Genomic DNA, 15,767 nt, shown 5'->3' on the forward strand with positions numbered 1-15,767 from the left:
CGTCCACTTTGTGGTTCCCGACAGACGATCGGGAACAAGAAACTGAATACCGCGCATGCGCGGAACAGCTTTCGGATTTCCAAGTGATTGGGTCGAAGGTGTTCCGGTGGTCATAGCGAGAGGGAAACGCCCGGTCACATTTCGAACCCGGAAGCTAAGCCTCTCAGCGCCGATGGTACTGCAAGGGGGACCTTGTGGGAGAGTAGGACGCCGCCGGACTTAACGTTGCAACACCAGGGAACCCCTGACCTTGACTGGTCAGGGGTTTTCTGCGTTTTCGGGTGGGGGCCTTCGCCGGCGCTGTCGCAAAGTGCTGGGTGTGGCGGTTTTTCGGCGTGAGGGTCACCACGAGCGACTCGACGCCACGGCGGGTTGGGGCTGGTGAACTACTCGACGATCAGGGCGCGACCACGACACGTGAACCACGTCGTGACGGTGGACGGGGTCGACCTCTTCTGCGTGGACGCCGGCTCGTACACCGACGGGCACTGGCGGGGCATGGTCGGGGGCGTGAGAGCCTGCTGCCTCGCTGCTCGCGGGCGGCTCAGGCGTCTTGCTCTTGCGCATCGCCGAGCGGGCGGTGCGGGCCGGGCGGCGGCTCGGACCTGCAGTGATCGAGAGCAGTCGCCGCTGGTGTCCTTCTTGCCGGATGGCGCATGCGGGCCGCTGACCAGGGTGGGCGTCGGATGGGAGACGGTGCCCGTCCTAGGACTGGGGGCGCGGTGCGGGCAGGTGCCGCGCCTCCAGTCTGGTGCCTGTACCGTCGCGGACGCTGCGCCGCGCGATTCAGCGCCAGCTGCGGCGGAGCGCGCGGAACCAGCGCGGGGTCAGTGCTGGGGGCAGGTACCAGGTCGAGGCGGCGCCGAGCAGGGCGATGACCGCGGGGACCCAGAAGAGCCAGCTCGGGGCCGGGGTGGCGAGGACGATGCTCGCCAGGACGATGCCGAGGCCGAACCAGAACAGGCCGAAGACCCAGTACGACAGGCCGCCCTTCGCCCAGGAGCGCCAGAGTCCGGTGTAGCCGAGCAGGCCGATGAGCATCAGGGCGGCGCCGATGATCCAGATCACGTCGTGCTCCAGCTTCGTTCGAGCAGTTGCGGGAGCGCCTCGAACACCCAGTACGACGGGACGAGCTGCAGCCGCGAGCCGCCGTCCACGCGGATGCGCAGGTGCGACGCGGAACCCATGAAGACGAGGGGGAGCCCGTCGTCGGACCCCGGTACCGCGATCGACACCGTCGACCACGGTTCGCGCCAGCGCGCTGCGAGGACCGGCCCGGCATCCGCCGGGGGATCGACCTGGCGGCCGGCGACCACGGCGTCCACGACGTCGTCGGGGATCACCCGGGACTCGTCGTCGTCCGGGTCGGCGACGGGCCAGAACGGCTCGATGCCCGACCACGCGACCAGGCGTGCCACGGCGGATGTGAACGGGAGGAGGTCGATCGTCTCGGTGTCGTCGTGCGCCGTCCGGACGACGGCATCGGGGCCGCTGGCCCAGCACGACCACGTGGTCGTCCCGGAGCGGTCGACACGTTCGGCCGCGAGGGTGCGGCCCGCGCGCTCGACGATGCCGGCGATGGTCGTCGCGGTGTCGCTCGCGCCGCCGAACCGGCCGAGCAGGCCTGCCTCGCGCAGCGCCGTGGCCGCCGGGGAGTTGCGCTTCGCAGCGGAGACGAGGCCCCGGCCGCGGAGGTCGAAGAGGGCCTGCAGTGCACCGGACGGCAGGGTGTACGCCGGAGCCGGGAGCGGCTGGCCCTGTGCTCGGTCGAGGCGTTCGAGGGGTTGCCCCGCGTGCTGCGTCGCGAACGGGTCGAGGAGGTCATTCACGCGTGCACCTCCAGCTCGCTGAGCGCGGCGATCGAGTCGAACGTGCCGACGAGGGTCGGGTAGACGTCGAGGCCGGCGCTGCACGTGAGGTCGATTCGGCTGCCGCCCAGCGTGCCGGTGAACTTCGTCACGGCGGCCGTGACGCCGTCGTACTCGTAGACGAACTGCATCCGCCGGTCGAACGGGCCCTGCGGCCACGGCGTCACCGAGACGACGTGCGACCACGGCACCATGGCGCGGGCCTCGGCGATCGCGTTAGACGAGTCGGCGACGACGTCCCCGGCGGACTCGACCACCGAGAGCACCGCGTTCTCACGGAAGGCACCGTTCGGGTTCGCGGAGGACTCTGGTCGAACCACGGCGAGCGCGCCGGTCCGATCGTCATCGATCCACTGCGCCGGCACGTGCAGCGCGCCGATGCCGGTGTCGCGCACACGCCAGTCGGCAGCGTCGGTGCGCACACCCTGGTCTGCGCCGGTCATCCCGTGATCTTGTCCCATAGTCCCTTGGCCGCTTCGCCGATGTCTTCACCGACCCCACTGCCGACGATACCGCCGACGATGCCGCCCACGATCCCGCCGATCGCCGTGCCGGGGCCGGGGAACACGCTGCCGATCGTCGCACCGACGAACGCCCCGCCTCACGCGTCCGCGCGGAACCACCACCGTGGAACACGCGTTCTCCGTGAGTGTCGGTATCCTCGATGGGTTCCGACACACTGCAGCAGTTCGAGGGGGATGCAGCATGGCGATCAACGGATGGCGCCTCGATCCGGCCGCCTTCGACCGAGCGATCTCGGACGCGGAGACCGCACTCGCGGACATGGCGACGGCAGAGCAGTCGTTGCAGAATGCCGCCGGCTCAGCGGAGTCGCTCGCGGCGCGAGCAATGAACACCGCGACGGCACTCAGTGCGTTCAAGCAGAACCCAGGGGAGATCCGACTCGCCTCGATCGGTAGCCGCGTGACCGCGTCCGTCGCGGCAGCGCGATCGATCGCGAAGGCGTACGCATCCGGCGACGAGGAGATGGCGGCGAACGCGAACAAGGGGATCGAGCAGTGACCTTCGCCCCCACTGTCAACGAGTTGCCCGACCCCGCGACGCTCGAGTCGGTCGGTTCGGATCTGGTCTCGGCGGCAAGTACGGCGCAGACCCAGGCCGATGCGATCGAAGCCGCGTGGAAAGCTTTCGCGTCGTCCGATGTCTACGACGCTCCTGAAGCGGCCACCCTCCGGAACGCCTTGTCCCCGATCGATGCGGACGTGGTCGGGTTGGTTGACGCAGCTTCCAAGGCGAAGAGTGCGCTCGACTCGTACTCGATGACGGTGCAGACGCTTCAGACCCAGCGGGCAACTCTCCTCTCTGACATCAAGGCCTTCGCCGGGCCGACACATCGACTCCAGCCGGCGCGACCGACGAAGAAGTCGCGGCAGCGGAGCAGGCGCGGGACGACCAGCAGCGGGCCCTGCAGCGTCGAGTCGACCAGTTCAACGCAGCGGCACTGCAGGCAGACCAGGAGTGCGCCGGCGCGATCAACGCGCTCAAGGCGTACGAGCAGTCAGCGGCCTCGAAGTTCCTGAGCTTCGTCGGCGGTGGGACGTCCGGAGCCATCGTCGGTGGGGGGATGTCCGTTTCGCAGGAGACCCTCGAACGGTGGCGCCAGCTCACCACTGTGCCTGCCGGAGTCATCCCAGAGGCGACGCTGCGCACCCCGCCGCCCGCGTTCATCGACGCGAACGGCAAGCAGTGGTGGCGTTCCCCGAGCGGGCTCGAAGTTCCGTACCCGCCGAAGGGGCCCGACATCCCCCTCGACGATCCTCGGTACGGCTCGCACAATTTGCTGGTGAAGGACAAGAACGCCCTGCTGGAGGCGATGCCCGACGCAGCCAAGGGCGCGACCAAGGTCTTGGGCGTCGCCGGAACGGTCCTCACGCTCGGCTCGACCTGGAACGACCAGTGGCATGAGGACGAAGTCGATCACCCCGACTGGTCCGACTCGCGACGCACTGAGAGCGCGGTCACGACCACGGTCATCAAGGGAGGGACGACGGTCGGCGCCGCGGCGGCCGGTGCGTGGATCGGTGGCGCCATCGGGACTGCCCTGTTCCCAGGGGTAGGGACTGTCGTGGGCGGTATCGTCGGGAGCGCCATCGGAGGTTGGCTCGGCGGGACAGGTGGCGAGATGCTCGGCGACAAGCTGAACGACATGTACCAAGGGTCGGACTTCGCGAAGGGCGTGCACGACGTGTGGAAGGGAATTTTCGGGTGATCTGGGCGATCATCGCGGTGTCGTGCGCTTTCGCGCTCGTGGGATTGACCGCCTACACCGGGCTCTGGCGGAGCTGGACGCGTTCGTGGAGCGCCGACCGCATCTTCCCGACCGCTTTTCTCGGGTTCGGCGGTATCTGCCTGGGCGTCTTCGCGGCGCTCCTGTCGACGCACGCGTTCGTGCTCACAGCGGTCATGATGATCGCGGCCTTCGTGCTGATCCTCGTCGCTGTCGGACTGTTCGTGTTCGGTGTGCCCGCGTGGCTGACGCCGCGCTGGTACCGGCATCGGAGCAGCACGTGATCGCGGCGGACCTGCCCGACGGCTGGGTTCTCACCGAAGCCACTTTCGGCACCGTGATCGAACGTCCGACGCCCAACGGGTTCCGGCCGAACGTGGTCGTGGCGCAGGAATCGACGACGGTGTCGCTGGTCGAGGCGTCCTCCGGCATGATGGCCGCTGCCATCGCCGCACACCCGGGAACGCGAGTCCTCGAGGTCCGTCGCCAGGAGCACGCGCTCGGGCCCAGCGCTCGACTGCTCTTCGGCTACCCGCTCGTTGAGGACTGGATCGTCGTCGACCAACGTGTCATCACCACAGGTGACACGGCAGTCCACTTGACAGCCAGTGCTTCCGTGCTCGAATGGACCGCTGTTGAAGCGGTTCTCTCCCAGGTGATGGATTCCGTGCGTCTGGTCGACGTGCAGGAGGGAACGAGCGCATGATGCCGCGCGTCGATCGCGCTGCCAGCGAGCGCGCCGGCGTCGAACTCGAGGCGCTCGACCGGGTACGCGACTACCAGCCCGGATGCCGGCTCGAGTGGCAGGGTTCGGAAGCGCTTTTCGACCACCTCTGGCACGTCCGGAGCCGCGGGCTGGTGTCGGCCGGTACTCGTCGTTCGGAGGAAGGCCGAGCCGCACGTGAGCTCGGGCTGGTCAACCGTTTCGGTGCATTGTCGGAGACCGGCTTGGAGTTCGTCGGGATCATCGCGAGCGCCAACCGCTCGCTCCGGACGCGGATCGAATCCGGGGACGGGACTCGTCATGCCGCGATCTGGGTGGATGGGAGTCGGGCGGCCATGCGCGTCGAACTCGGTGCTGGACGGGTCGGCCTCGGGGTCACCTCGGTCGCCGGCGCCGTCGGACACCTCCTCGACTGGGTCGCCATCGACCCGACGTGGTTCGTCGATGAGCAGGAAGCCGTGACCGTCCCCCTCACGGCGCTGCAAGCACGGTATGCAGAGCTCGCTGAGGCCCCGACGCCCGACGAATCAGCGCCCGGAGGGCCGGAGTGGTTCCGCCGGGCCTGGGCGACTCCCGGATGGCGGTCCGTGTTCGGCTGGTCTGAAGAGACCGGATTCGGGATCTTCGCGATCGATGTTCCTGGGTTCGGTTGGCTCGAGCGGTCCACGCAGGCCGACGGTGCTGTCTCGCTCCGGCCGATCCGCACCGAGGTGGTGGTTCGACAGGTCGTCGGCGCAGTGACCCGCGACGATCGATGAAGCCAGGGTCCTGGGCGGAGCAGTGAGCGTGACGCCGGTGTTGTACGTGCTCGTCCTCGTCGCCCTGGGCCTGATCTTCGGCGGTCTCGGGGCTGCGGCCTACGCCGGGCTGTGGCGGTCGTGGCGCGGTCGGATCGTCGACCACTTCGTCTTCGGGTGGTTCTGGCTCGGACTGACCCTCCTGTCGATGGCGCTCGCGGCGAGCTTCGTCCGGACGCCGGTCTTCGGGTTGTCCTTCGTGTTCGCGTTCTGCGCGGTGGTCACCGGCTCGCTCGGGTTCTGGGTCATCCTGATGGGTCTGCCACGGTGGCTCCGACCCCGCTGGTACCGCGTCGCGCAGGAGCGGTGACCGTTCCGGTCCACTCGACCGGAATCCAGTGAATCCGAACGGTCAACGACGCGTGGGACGGGGCGCGTGCTCGAGGGCGTCCTTCCACATGTTGGCGCAGCGGTGTCGCGAGGACTGCCGAACGTAGAGCCAGACGCCGAGGACGGTGAAGCCGGCCGCTGTGCCGACCATGACGGTCCCGAACACGACGCGCCAGTGCTCGGGTGCTGATCCTTCGGTGACCGTCAACGCTGTGGTTGTCATTGACCCCACCACTGCAAGAGCGACGGCGAACATCGTCAAGATGCCGCCGGGTCCGGTCGCAGCGTCTGCCCGCACGCGGTTCAGCACTCCGAGCGCCATGGAGTCGTCGCCGGACGCGGCCTTGTGGAAGGCGGCCACGAGAGCCGAGGACGGTGCAGCGCGCTGCCGGTACTGACGCGCGAACTCCGCTTCGTCGAAACGGATGGGCGCCGGTGTGTTCTTGTTCTTTCGGAGCATGGAGAGACCTTCGTGATGGGGTGATGAGCAGGCGGATTCCCTGCGCAAAGAACCTCATCGGCACGGTGAACGAGTTCGTAGCCGACCTCCCGAAAAGACGCCGCGGGGTCAGCGGAGGAGGCCGAGCTCCATCGCGCGCGTCACGGCGCGGGTGCGGTCGTTCACCCCGAGCTTCTCGAACACGTGCCCGAGGTGCGTCTTCACCGTCGTCTCGCTGAGGAACAGCGAGCGGCCGATCGCCGGGTTCGAGTTGCCCTGCGCGACGAGCTGCAGGACCTCGAGCTCCCGCGGGGACAGCGACGGGCCCGTGCTCGGCTTGCCCGTGGTCCGGCGGACGAGGGCCGCGGCCGCCGAGGGAGCGAGCGCCGTCTCACCGCGGGCGGTGGCTCGCAGGCCCGCGAGGATCTCCGACTCCGGCGCAGCCTTCAGCAGGTACCCGGCAGCGCCGGCCTCGATCGCCGCGAGGATCTGGTCGTCGGACTCGTAGGTCGTCAGGATCAGCACACGGATCCCTGGCTCGCGGGCGAGGATCGCAGCCGTCGCTTCGTCGCCGTTCATCCCCGGCATCCGGAGGTCCATCAGGACGACGTCCGGCCGCTCGGCGAGGACGAGTGCGACCGCGGTCTCGCCGTCGCTCGCCTGCCCGACCACCTCGACGTCGTCGGCGTCCTGCAACAGCGCGACGATGCCCGCGCGGACGATCGGGTGGTCGTCCGCCACCACGACGCGGATCACCGGCTTACTTCCGTCACGGGTTCGGCCACGGCCGGGAGGCGCGGTTCGGCTCCGGTGGGCAACGACACGTCGACGACGGTGCCGCGTCCGGCATCGCTCGTGATCGTGCAGGTCCCGCCCGCGAGGGCGAGCCGCTCGCGCACCCCTCGGAGCCCGTGGCCCGCAGTCGGTACGGACGCGTCGAAGCCGACGCCGTCATCGGCGATCCGAAGGCCGACCTGGTCGGCCGCCACGTGCAGTGCGACCCGCGCCGAGGCGGCGTGGGCGTGCGTGCGGACGTTGGCCAGTGCCTCCTGGGCGACGCGCAGCAGCACCACCTGCGTGTCGCGATCGAGTACGCAGTCCGGTGCGTCGACCGTGACCGGGATGCCGGTCTCGCGGGAGAAGCGTTCGCCGAGTCGGTGGAGTGCGGCGCCGAGGCCGTCGCCGGCGACACCGGCGGCACCCGCTGCGACGAGGGTGCGGGACTCCTCGAGGGCGGCGCGCGCCGATTCTTCGAGGATGGTGAGGCGTTCGTCCAGTCGGTCCACGCGGTCCGCCGCGAGGTCACCGCGGGCCCGCTCGGTGAGCATGACGATGCCGGCGAGGTTCTGCGCGACAGTGTCGTGGATCTCGCGCGCGAGGCGTTCGCGTTCGCTCGTCACGCCGGCGGTGCGGTGTGCCTCGGCGAGGGAGTCCTGCGTCGATCGGAGTTCGTCGAGTAGCCGGCGGCGTTCTTCGGCGAGGGCAGCGACCCGCGTCATCCAGATGCCCATGCCGCAGGAACCCACGACGCTCACCGACTCGATCAGGATCGTGCCGACGAGGGCGTCCGGGCCGCACGAGATCTGCAAGCCGATCGCGCTGAGCACCCCGACCACGACCGAGAGCAGGACCGAGGTGCGCACCCCTCGTGCTTGGCACCAGACGAGCGGGAACACGATGCACTGCACGAACGCCGTGGTCGGTGCGACCGCCGGGAGGACGAGCGTGACGGCGAGGGCGACCGGGAGGAACGCTGCGGCTGCCCGAGGGACCTCGTACCCGCGCCAGCCGTACGCGACGTAGGCGGCGGCGAAGCCCGTCAGGGCGACGTACGCCGGCCATCGGGACGGCCACGGCGACCACCCGAACACGGCGATGACCGCCGTCAGAACGACGGTCGCGGCGAAGAACGCGTGCAGCCACACGTTCTGCCGCACCGTCGACTCGGACTGGTCCATGCCGACAGCATCCCATCTCCAACCGACGCTCCCACGGTTCTCCACAGGACGGATCACGCGTCCTTTCGATTCCACCGGAACGTCAGGAGGCAGGCCACCGCGCCCACGACCAGCCATGCTGCCAGGACGAGGGTTCCGAGGCCGAGGTGCCACGCGCCTCCCGGCTCGGCGGACGCGAACGCGTCGGGCAGGAAGACCGACCGCATGCCGGACGCTATCCAGCGCAGGGGGAACACCGACGCGACGTTCTGCAACCAGTCGGGGAGCTGTGTGAACGGGAGGTAGACGCCGGAGATGAACTGGAGGACCAGGACGATGGGGACGATCGTGGCGGTGGCGCGGCGGCCCTCGCGGGGGAGCGCCGAGATCGCGATGCCGAGGACGCAGCTCGTGGCGACGCCGAGCAGCATGATGCCCGCGAAGGGCGCCCACGCGCCGCCGTCGGACGGCAGGTCCACGCTGAAGACCACGCTCGCGATCGTGAGCAGCAGTGCGGTCTGCACGACCGTCGTGACCAGGACCATGCCGATCTTGCCGATGAAGTAGCTCACCACCGGCAGGGGAGTGCCGCCGAGACGCTTCAGCGTGCCGTCGCTGCGCTCGCCGGCAATGTCGACGCCGAGGGACTGCGTGCCCGACAGCAGGATGCCGGTCGCGACGAGACCGGGCAGGTAGTACGTGGCGTAGTCGACGCTGACGTTCGGGCCGGCGTGGATGTCCTCTGCGCTGGAGAACGCGACCGAGAAGAGCGCCAGCATGACGATCGGGAAGAGGAAGGTGAAGAAGACGGCGTCGGGGGCGCGGAAGTAGGAGCGGAGCTCGTAGGTGATGCGGTGGGCGCCGATCGTGGCCGCAGTGTTCATCGTTGACCGACCATTCCGAGGTAGACGTCCTCGAGGGACGGGCGGATGACTTCGAGATCGTGCATGGGGTCGTCCCGGTTCCGGATCAGTGCGACCGGGTCGGTGGTGCGCTCGTCGTGGTGCTTGCCGTCCTGCTTGCGCCAGCGGACGCGGGGCGTGCGTGCCTCGGTGCCGCCGATCTCGTCGATCGGCGCGATGCCGAGGAGCTTGCCGTCGGCGATGACGGCCGCCCGGTCCGCGAGGTGTGCGGCCTCGTCAAGGTAGTGCGTGGTGAGGAGGATCGTCGTGCCCTCGGCCTTGACCTCGTTGATGAGGTCCCAGAAGTGCCGACGGGCCTCGGGGTCGAAGCCGGTCGTCGGCTCGTCGAGGAACAGGACCTCGGGGCGGCCGATGATGCCGAGCGCCACGTCGACGCGGCGGCGCTGTCCGCCGGAGAGCTTCGCGATCCGGGTGTTGCGCTGCGCCTCGAGTCCGGTGGCAGCGAGGAGTTCCTCGATGCTGCGGTACCGCGGGTAGAACGTCGTGAAGTGCCGCAGCTGCTCGGCGACCGTGACGTTCGGCGACTCGGCGCTGGTCTGCAGGACGACGCCGACGCGCTCTCGGTGGGAGCGGGGCGCTCGAGCGGGATCGACGCCGAGCACCCGGACGTCGCCGCCCGTGCGGGTGCGGTAGCCCTCGAGGATCTCGACCGTCGTCGTCTTGCCGGCGCCGTTCGGGCCGAGGAGGGCGAAGGTCTCTCCGCGGGGAATGTCGAAGGAGACGTCGTCCACGGCGCGTTTGCCGGAGGGGTACTGCTTCGTGAGGTGGTGGACCTCGACGGCGGGGATGTCGGGCATGCGTCCAGCGTGGTCGGTCGGGGGCCGGGGTGGATCGGCGAGGGCGGTGGAGGTGCATCCTCCGATCGGGGGATCTGGATCGAACATTCGGGATATCCGAAACTTCTGATACTGCCGTTCTTCTGGTCTACTCGGTGAGCGCCACCTGGCGTACTCGAACGAAGGGGAACCTCGGTGAAGATGATCACCATCCTCGCGGCGGCTGTCGCTGCTGCAGCGCTCACCGGGGGCATCGGCGTCAGCGCCGCCAGTGCCGCGGAGGCTGGCGACACCGCCGGAGCGATCCGCGAGGGCAGCGCGTCCGCGGACGCCATGCAGACCAGGAACGGCACGGAGTACGTCGGCGGCGGCACGTGGACGTACGGGGTGTGGGACAAGCGCGTGCACTCGCTGTTCCTGACCGATCGCTCCACCCACCGCGCTTCGGTCAAGTCGAGCGGCGTGGTGACCAGGTCCGCCTGGATGCCGCCGACGAAGTTGGCCTACGCCCACCGGGCGAAGTCGCTGTCGGGGAACCAGGCGTACTGGGCCACCCGCGGATGAGGATGTTCGCGGCCGCCACCGTCGTCGCGGTGGCGGCCGCACTGCTTGCGGCGAGTGCCCTGGTCGTGTCGATCGTCGGCACGCTGGAATCGCTCGGCCTGCTTGCGGGGCGGACGAGCGTCGAGTTCACGGACCTGCCGTACGGCCTGACGACGGCGCAACAGGTCCAGAAACTGTCGAGCATCGCAGCAGACGCGGACGTCGCGCTCTCGATGCTGGTTCCCGATCGGGATGGCCGCGCAGGCGCCTGGACTGCCTACACACTCCGGGGGGAGCCTGCGATGCCGGTTTTCGCAGGACACCTCGATGTGCGGCCGGTCCTCGACGGAGCAGACCTCGATCTCCGGACGACGTTCGCGATCGGGGGCTCGGAGCATGGCGTCGCAGCCTTCCTCGACGGCCTTCGTGATGCCGGTTACGAGTTCGCCGGACTGAATCCGACCTGGTACGAACCCCTCCTCGTCGCCGTCGAACGACCGACCACGCTCGCCGCTCTGGTGGCGACCGCGCTCGGTGTCGTCGTCGCGCTCGTCGCGGAGTCGATCAAGCGCAGTGCGCGTCAGGTGCTCCGTCGTACGGTCGGGTGGTCCCGGCTCCGGCTGGTCGCGCATGAGGCTCGCGAGATCGGCTCACTCGTCGGAGCGATCGCGCTGGTGCTGCTCATCGCCGTCGTCTGTTTGCTGTGGCTTCGGCAGGCGGACGTCCCGACCTGGAGCGTCACCGTACCGATGGCACTCGCGGCGCTCGGGGCGACGAGCCTCGGCATCGTCGTCGCGCACGTCCTCTGCAGTCTGTGGTGGGCACGGGACGCCGTCGGTGGGACGGCCACGAGCTCGCTCCGTCCTGTCGTCATGACCACGGCGGTCGCGCTGCTCGTCCTGACCGTGGTCGACTTCCGTGCGGCAGTCGATGGACGCGAAGCATCTGATGCCTTGGAGTCGACGCTCGTCGCTGAGGCATCGCGCGGGAACGACGTCGTACTCGGAACCAACTTCACCGCGTTCGAGCAGGACGTCGCCTTTGGGGAGTTGGCGCTCGAAGCACTCCGGCGCGGCGAAGCGAGCATGGCGCAGTCGTCCTTCGTCGACCAGTTCACCGTGGTCGGCGAAGCGAGCACAGCCCTCGAACCATTCGCCGACGAGGTCGCGGACGCTGCTCCCGGCGGGGAGCCAGTCCTCCTCGTGCCCGAGGTCCTCGAGCCGAGACTCGAAGCGGTTCGAGCCGCCGCCACATCCACGCTCGCCGACGGGTGGGAAGTCGACGAGGCCAGTCCGCCGGACGGCCTCGACGTGGTGGCGCGCTCGGTCCCGTCGACGGCTTCCATCGTCGAAGCCATCGCCGACTGGACGAGCGCGGCCCCTTCCGATGCATCGAGCTGGCCGGAGGTCCCGGTGCTGGTCGTCCGGGACCCAGCGCAGATCGCCCCGAACCGTCTCGGAACCGCGGTCGCGAACGGCGAGGTCCGGTTCTCGGACCGATCGGCACTCGAACGGTCACTCGCAGATCGGGACCTCTCCGCCTCGGTGCTGCAGATCCGTCGAGTGGGCGCAGTGGTCGAGGGGAAGCTCGGAGCGCTGCGAGCCGAACGGCTGATCGCTGAGATCCTCGCTGTCGCCACCGGACTGGTACTGGTCTTCGCGGTTGCCGCGCTCATCTCGGACCACCGCGCGCGGAACCGTCGCTCGGCACGCCTGCGCTTCCTGGTCGGACGGCATCCGGCCGTCGCGCACCGGACTTTCGTCGCCGGCGGCCTGGCGATGACGTTCGCGGTCGTCGCAGCCACGGAGCTCGTCCTCGGAACGTCGCTCAGCGGAGCGCTCACCAGCGCTGCCGTCGCCGGGAGCGCGGTTGCCGCCGTGCTCATCAGTTTGCTGGCTCTCACCGGTCGGCGCGAAAGGAACATCCGATGACCGCCCAGCCGCTGCTCGCCACCGAAGGCCTCGGGTTCGACGTCTCGACACGGACGCTCTGGAACGGGGTCCGGTTCGAGGCCTACCCGGGGAGCGCGGTCGCGGTCCGCGGGGTGTCGGGGCAGGGGAAGAGCACCTTGTTGCGGTGCCTCGGCGGTCTCCAGGTGCCGGCGCGGGGCCGTGTGCGAGTGCTCGGCGAGGACGTGCACCGGGTGGGCGCAGCCGAACGACGGCGTCTGCGACGGGAGGCGCTCGGTTTCGTCATGCAGGACCACGCCGTCGTACCCGAGTGGACGGTCGCGCAGAACCTCGGGGTGCTCAGGCCCGCGGGCACGACGCGCGCGGCGCTGCGCGAGCGGATCGACGAGGCGTTGAGCGTCGTCGGGCTCCGTGGACGGCACCGGACCCGGGCCGGATTGCTCAGCGGCGGCGAGCAGCAGCGCGTCGCAGTTGCCCGCGTGCTCGCGCAGCGCCCGCGGGTCGTGTTGGCCGACGAGCCGACCGCATCCCTCGACGAGGAGAGCGCGGAGCGGGTCCGACATGGTCTCGATGCGCTGCGGCGAACGGGGAGCGCGATCGTCGTGGCCACCCACGACCCGATGCTGGTCGAGTGGGCGGGCGCGGAGCTCGACCTCGCCGACTTCGCAGCGTCGGTGTCGACACGCAAGCCATGACGTCCACCCATCGCAGCCCGCCGTTCCGGAGTCGAGCGCGAAGTGGGGCCGTGCTGGCGTTGGTCTTCTTGTTGCTGCCGGTGGCCGTCATGCTCGCGGTGGGCGTCGCCGCGAACGGCTTCGATCGAGCCGCGGTCATCGTGCTGCTGGCGTTCGGAACTGCATCGGTTGCGGTCGGCGTCTGCGTCATGCGCACGGCAGCGTTCGTCACCTGCACGCACGAGCGCGTGGTCGTCGGGTTCGCGCCGTTCTGGCGCATGCGGCTGCGGCAGGAGGACATCGCCGAGGCCGCGCTCGTCTCGGTGGACGCGTTCGCCGAGTACGGCGGGTGGGGTGTGAAGGGGAGGCCGCACGAGGATCGGGGGCGGCTGTACTCCGCTGGAGGGCACCACGCGGTTCGCCTGCGGATGCGGGACGGTCGGACCTACGTCGTTGCGTTCAACGAGACAACGGAAGCGCGGGGCGCTCTGTCGGCCGTGGAACGGCTCACCGGGAGTCGCGGGTCAGGTTGCACGGAGCAACGCACGGGTAGACCGGAACGATGCAGGTCGTCGGAGTCGAACAGTTCGGAGGGCCTGGGGCCCTCGCCGTCCACGAGGTCCCGCAGCCACACCCCGGCTCGGGCTCGGTGCGCATCCGGGTGCAGGCGTTCGCCGTGAACCCGACCGACACAGGGGTGCGTGCCGGGCAGCGGGACTCGTCGCAGGCTTCGCCGCCGTACGTGCCCGGGATGGACGCGGCCGGGGTCATCGACCAGGTCGGGCTGGACGTGTCGGGGTGGGAGGTCGGCGACGAGGTGATGGCGATCGCGCTGCCGCTCAGCACGCACGGCGGGGCGTACGTGCAGGAGCTCGTCGCGCCCGTCGGATCGTTCACGCGGATCCCGCGCGGGATCTCGATCGAGGAGGCCGCCACGATCCCGATGAACGGGCTGACCGCGCTGCAGATCCTGTCGCGCGCGGCGTTGGCACCCGCGCAGACGCTCGCCGTCACCGGCGCCGCCGGGCTGCTCGGGAACTATGTCGTGCAGCTGGCACGTGCTGCTGGGATCACCGTCATCGCCGATGCTGCGCCGAAGGACGAGCCGCTCGTGCGGTCGCTGCGGCCGGACCACGTCGTCCTGCGCGGTGCTTCGTTCGCTCGGGATGTGCGGGCTCTGGTGCCGTCCGGCGTCGATGCGCTCGCCGATGCCTCCGTACAGCAGGACGAGGTCGTGGACGCGGTGCAGGACGGGGGAGCGTTCTTCAGCGTGCGGGGCTGGGAGGGGAACAGGGCTCGGGGGATCCGGTTCGACAGGATCATGGTGGCCCAGGAGTACCGGTCGTTCGACAAGCTCGAGCAGTTGCGGCACGCAGTGGAGAGCGGGACGCTGACGCCGCGGGTGGCAGAGGTGCTGCCGGCTGCGCGGGCGGCGGAGGCGCACGAGCGGCTCGAGGCGGGCGGGACGCGGGGGCGGTTCGTGCTGACTTGGGAGTAGTCCCGCCGGTCAGGCCGTGGCGCGTCTGGGTTCCCGGCTCCGGAGCGCGGCAGCCGACAGGAGCGCGCCGCTGATGCCTGCCGCTGTGGCGGCGAAGGGCAGTAGGACCGGGGGAGCCTCGATGAGCGTTGCTATCGGCAGGCCCGCAGCGAACCCGACGGCGGCCGTCAGCATGCCCGCTACGACTACGGCTCCTGCCAGGCCAAGCATGTCGTCGAGGGCCATCGTGAGCGCGTGGACACCGGCGGCGACCGCCCCACCGACCAGCAGTCCGGCCGGGATGGCGAAGATCGCGACGAGGACCAGCAGGGCGGAGTCCGGCGGCCACCAGTCGTGCTCCGTGACGATCGGCTGGTCCACCGTCGGGTCGGAGACCCAGGTGACGCCGACGATGCCGAAGGCCTCGAGTGCGCCGATGATTCCGCCGGCCAGCATCACGACGGCCCACGGCCAGCGGCGTGGTGGTTGATCGAACTCTCGGTGCATGCGTTCTCCCTGCGCCGATCCTCGCGTGCGAACCTGGACGGTCCTGGGACGCCCGGGGGAGTCGTAGGCTGCCGCCATGGTCCAGATCCCGCCGCCGTTCGACCCCGCGGAGCTGACCGTTCGACAACTCCTGGCATCGTCCGTGGCAGTCATCGACGAGCTCCTCCGGCGAGAGTTGATCCGGACGAGGAACGCGCCGCTCGGCGACCTCGCAGAGTCGCTCGCACTGCGTGCGTACGGCGGGACGCTCGCGCCGAACTCGGAGAAGAGCTACGACCTGCTCACGCCGGACGGGACGCGCGTCCAGGTGAAAGCGCGGATGGTGCAGCCGAGCGACGCGCGTCCGCAGGCGTTCTCGGCGGTTCGGTCCTGGGACTTCGACCTCGCGCTGTTCATGCTGTTCGACGCTGGGACGTACGACCTCACGTGGGCTCGGGAACTCACCCGCGAAGAAGCCGAACCCCTCGGCAGGCGTGTGGAGCACACGAACTCGTGGGCTGTCCTGGTCCGCCAGGTCGAGGGCGCAGGGGGCGACGTCACCGAACGGCTGGCGGATGCCTACGGCCGTCTTGATGAGCCTCGAGTCGAGGACCAGCGGTAGGAGCTGCTCCCGC

The 15,767-nt window shown here is 69.7% G+C and carries 21 protein-coding genes and 1 rRNA gene; 12 read left to right on the forward strand and 10 right to left on the reverse strand.

The window, feature by feature from the left end:
• Positions 1-102: 102 nt before the first annotated feature.
• Positions 103-219: ribosomal RNA gene (gene rrf / locus HP507_RS04545) — 5S ribosomal RNA — on the forward strand.
• Positions 220-786: 567 nt separating this feature from the next.
• Here rrf and HP507_RS04550 read toward each other — a convergent pair.
• The 4 genes from HP507_RS04550 to HP507_RS18140 are packed head-to-tail and all read right to left on the reverse strand — an operon-like array spanning position 787 to position 2,436.
• Positions 787-1,068 carry a hypothetical protein gene (locus HP507_RS04550; RefSeq protein WP_175350662.1) on the reverse strand — a complete coding sequence of 94 codons (282 nt, stop codon included), beginning with the start codon at positions 1,066-1,068 and terminating at the stop codon, positions 787-789.
• Positions 1,065-1,829 carry a hypothetical protein gene (locus HP507_RS04555; RefSeq protein WP_175350663.1) on the reverse strand — a complete coding sequence of 255 codons (765 nt, stop codon included), beginning with the start codon at positions 1,827-1,829 and terminating at the stop codon, positions 1,065-1,067. Before HP507_RS04555 ends, HP507_RS04550 begins: the two co-directional genes overlap by 4 nt.
• Positions 1,826-2,311, reverse strand: a complete 486-nt coding sequence (locus HP507_RS04560; protein WP_175350664.1) for a hypothetical protein — start codon at positions 2,309-2,311, stop codon at positions 1,826-1,828. Before HP507_RS04560 ends, HP507_RS04555 begins: the two co-directional genes overlap by 4 nt.
• The gene (locus tag HP507_RS18140; protein WP_271207088.1) at positions 2,308-2,436 is read right to left on the reverse strand and encodes a hypothetical protein; all 129 of its coding nucleotides are present in this window, start codon (positions 2,434-2,436) and stop codon (positions 2,308-2,310) included. Before HP507_RS18140 ends, HP507_RS04560 begins: the two co-directional genes overlap by 4 nt.
• A 137-nt stretch (positions 2,437-2,573) precedes the next feature.
• On the opposite strand from HP507_RS18140, the gene HP507_RS04565 reads away from it, so the two are divergent.
• From HP507_RS04565 to HP507_RS04590, 6 genes are all read left to right on the forward strand, one after another.
• Positions 2,574-2,891: a DUF6507 family protein gene (locus HP507_RS04565; protein WP_175350665.1), complete on the forward strand. Its 318-nt coding sequence runs from the start codon at positions 2,574-2,576 to the stop codon at positions 2,889-2,891.
• Positions 2,892-3,672: 781 nt separating this feature from the next.
• Positions 3,673-4,098 (forward strand): hypothetical protein, encoded by a 426-nt coding sequence (locus HP507_RS04570; protein WP_175350666.1) that lies wholly within the window; start codon positions 3,673-3,675, stop codon positions 4,096-4,098.
• Positions 4,095-4,400, forward strand: coding sequence for a hypothetical protein (locus tag HP507_RS04575; protein WP_175350667.1), 306 nt, complete (start codon positions 4,095-4,097; stop codon positions 4,398-4,400). Before HP507_RS04570 ends, HP507_RS04575 begins: the two co-directional genes overlap by 4 nt.
• Positions 4,358-4,822, forward strand: coding sequence for a hypothetical protein (locus tag HP507_RS04580; RefSeq protein WP_175350668.1), 465 nt, complete (start codon positions 4,358-4,360; stop codon positions 4,820-4,822). The genes HP507_RS04575 and HP507_RS04580 overlap by 43 nt, the downstream gene beginning before the upstream one ends.
• A complete protein-coding gene (locus tag HP507_RS04585) occupies positions 4,819-5,598 on the forward strand; it encodes a hypothetical protein (protein WP_175350669.1) in 780 nt (259 codons plus the stop codon). The genes HP507_RS04580 and HP507_RS04585 overlap by 4 nt, the downstream gene beginning before the upstream one ends.
• Before the next feature lie 28 nt (positions 5,599-5,626).
• Entirely contained in the window at positions 5,627-5,947 is a 321-nt protein-coding gene (locus HP507_RS04590; protein ID WP_175350670.1) for a hypothetical protein, read from the forward strand.
• 42 nt (positions 5,948-5,989) lie between these two features.
• On the opposite strand, the gene HP507_RS04595 is transcribed toward HP507_RS04590, so the two are convergent.
• From HP507_RS04595 to HP507_RS04615, 5 genes are all read right to left on the reverse strand, one after another.
• Positions 5,990-6,427 (reverse strand): hypothetical protein, encoded by a 438-nt coding sequence (locus HP507_RS04595; protein WP_175350671.1) that lies wholly within the window; start codon positions 6,425-6,427, stop codon positions 5,990-5,992.
• A gap of 108 nt (positions 6,428-6,535) precedes the next feature.
• A complete protein-coding gene (locus HP507_RS04600; RefSeq protein ID WP_175350672.1) occupies positions 6,536-7,162 on the reverse strand; it encodes a response regulator transcription factor in 627 nt (208 codons plus the stop codon).
• Entirely contained in the window at positions 7,159-8,364 is a 1,206-nt protein-coding gene (locus HP507_RS04605; protein WP_175350673.1) for a sensor histidine kinase, read from the reverse strand. The genes HP507_RS04600 and HP507_RS04605 overlap by 4 nt, the downstream gene beginning before the upstream one ends.
• 53 nt (positions 8,365-8,417) lie before the next feature.
• Positions 8,418-9,227, reverse strand: coding sequence for an ABC transporter permease (locus tag HP507_RS04610; protein ID WP_175350674.1), 810 nt, complete (start codon positions 9,225-9,227; stop codon positions 8,418-8,420).
• Positions 9,224-10,063 carry an ABC transporter ATP-binding protein gene (locus HP507_RS04615; protein ID WP_175350675.1) on the reverse strand — a complete coding sequence of 280 codons (840 nt, stop codon included), beginning with the start codon at positions 10,061-10,063 and terminating at the stop codon, positions 9,224-9,226. The genes HP507_RS04610 and HP507_RS04615 overlap by 4 nt, the downstream gene beginning before the upstream one ends.
• Positions 10,064-10,243: 180 nt before the next feature.
• On the opposite strand from HP507_RS04615, the gene HP507_RS04620 reads away from it, so the two are divergent.
• The 4 genes from HP507_RS04620 (at position 10,244) to HP507_RS04635 (ending at position 14,667) form a co-directional block, all read left to right on the forward strand.
• Positions 10,244-10,606 carry a lactococcin 972 family bacteriocin gene (locus HP507_RS04620; RefSeq protein ID WP_254700938.1) on the forward strand — a complete coding sequence of 121 codons (363 nt, stop codon included), beginning with the start codon at positions 10,244-10,246 and terminating at the stop codon, positions 10,604-10,606.
• Positions 10,607-10,608: 2 nt separating this feature from the next.
• Positions 10,609-12,516: a hypothetical protein gene (locus HP507_RS04625; protein WP_175350677.1), complete on the forward strand. Its 1,908-nt coding sequence runs from the start codon at positions 10,609-10,611 to the stop codon at positions 12,514-12,516.
• Complete coding sequence (locus tag HP507_RS04630; RefSeq protein ID WP_175350678.1) at positions 12,513-13,190, forward strand: ABC transporter ATP-binding protein; 678 nt, start codon at positions 12,513-12,515, stop codon at positions 13,188-13,190. The genes HP507_RS04625 and HP507_RS04630 overlap by 4 nt, the downstream gene beginning before the upstream one ends.
• A gap of 541 nt (positions 13,191-13,731) precedes the next feature.
• Complete coding sequence (locus HP507_RS04635; protein ID WP_175350679.1) at positions 13,732-14,667, forward strand: NADP-dependent oxidoreductase; 936 nt, start codon at positions 13,732-13,734, stop codon at positions 14,665-14,667.
• Between the two features lie 9 nt (positions 14,668-14,676).
• On the opposite strand, the gene HP507_RS04640 is transcribed toward HP507_RS04635, so the two are convergent.
• Positions 14,677-15,153 (reverse strand): hypothetical protein, encoded by a 477-nt coding sequence (locus tag HP507_RS04640; RefSeq protein ID WP_175350680.1) that lies wholly within the window; start codon positions 15,151-15,153, stop codon positions 14,677-14,679.
• Between the two features lie 76 nt (positions 15,154-15,229).
• On the opposite strand from HP507_RS04640, the gene HP507_RS04645 reads away from it, so the two are divergent.
• A complete protein-coding gene (locus HP507_RS04645; RefSeq protein ID WP_175350681.1) occupies positions 15,230-15,754 on the forward strand; it encodes a DUF6998 domain-containing protein in 525 nt (174 codons plus the stop codon).
• The last annotated feature ends 13 nt before the right edge of the window (positions 15,755-15,767 follow it).

This window comes from Curtobacterium pusillum (genome assembly GCF_013359865.1).
Classification (GTDB): domain Bacteria; phylum Actinomycetota; class Actinomycetes; order Actinomycetales; family Microbacteriaceae; genus Curtobacterium; species Curtobacterium pusillum.

Coding starts and splice junctions, on each gene's coding strand:
- HP507_RS04615 (WP_175350675.1), bottom strand. CDS start 10,063: ATGCCCGACATCCCCGCCGTCGAGGTCCACCACCTCACGAAGCAGTAC.
- HP507_RS04635 (WP_175350679.1), top strand. CDS start 13,732: ATGCAGGTCGTCGGAGTCGAACAGTTCGGAGGGCCTGGGGCCCTCGCC.
- HP507_RS04625 (WP_175350677.1), top strand. CDS start 10,609: ATGTTCGCGGCCGCCACCGTCGTCGCGGTGGCGGCCGCACTGCTTGCG.
- HP507_RS04640 (WP_175350680.1), bottom strand. CDS start 15,153: ATGCACCGAGAGTTCGATCAACCACCACGCCGCTGGCCGTGGGCCGTC.
- HP507_RS04565 (WP_175350665.1), top strand. CDS start 2,574: ATGGCGATCAACGGATGGCGCCTCGATCCGGCCGCCTTCGACCGAGCG.
- HP507_RS04630 (WP_175350678.1), top strand. CDS start 12,513: ATGACCGCCCAGCCGCTGCTCGCCACCGAAGGCCTCGGGTTCGACGTC.
- HP507_RS04620 (WP_254700938.1), top strand. CDS start 10,244: ATGATCACCATCCTCGCGGCGGCTGTCGCTGCTGCAGCGCTCACCGGG.
- HP507_RS04610 (WP_175350674.1), bottom strand. CDS start 9,227: ATGAACACTGCGGCCACGATCGGCGCCCACCGCATCACCTACGAGCTC.
- HP507_RS04585 (WP_175350669.1), top strand. CDS start 4,819: ATGATGCCGCGCGTCGATCGCGCTGCCAGCGAGCGCGCCGGCGTCGAA.
- HP507_RS04560 (WP_175350664.1), bottom strand. CDS start 2,311: ATGACCGGCGCAGACCAGGGTGTGCGCACCGACGCTGCCGACTGGCGT.
- HP507_RS04605 (WP_175350673.1), bottom strand. CDS start 8,364: ATGGACCAGTCCGAGTCGACGGTGCGGCAGAACGTGTGGCTGCACGCG.
- HP507_RS04645 (WP_175350681.1), top strand. CDS start 15,230: ATGGTCCAGATCCCGCCGCCGTTCGACCCCGCGGAGCTGACCGTTCGA.
- HP507_RS04595 (WP_175350671.1), bottom strand. CDS start 6,427: ATGCTCCGAAAGAACAAGAACACACCGGCGCCCATCCGTTTCGACGAA.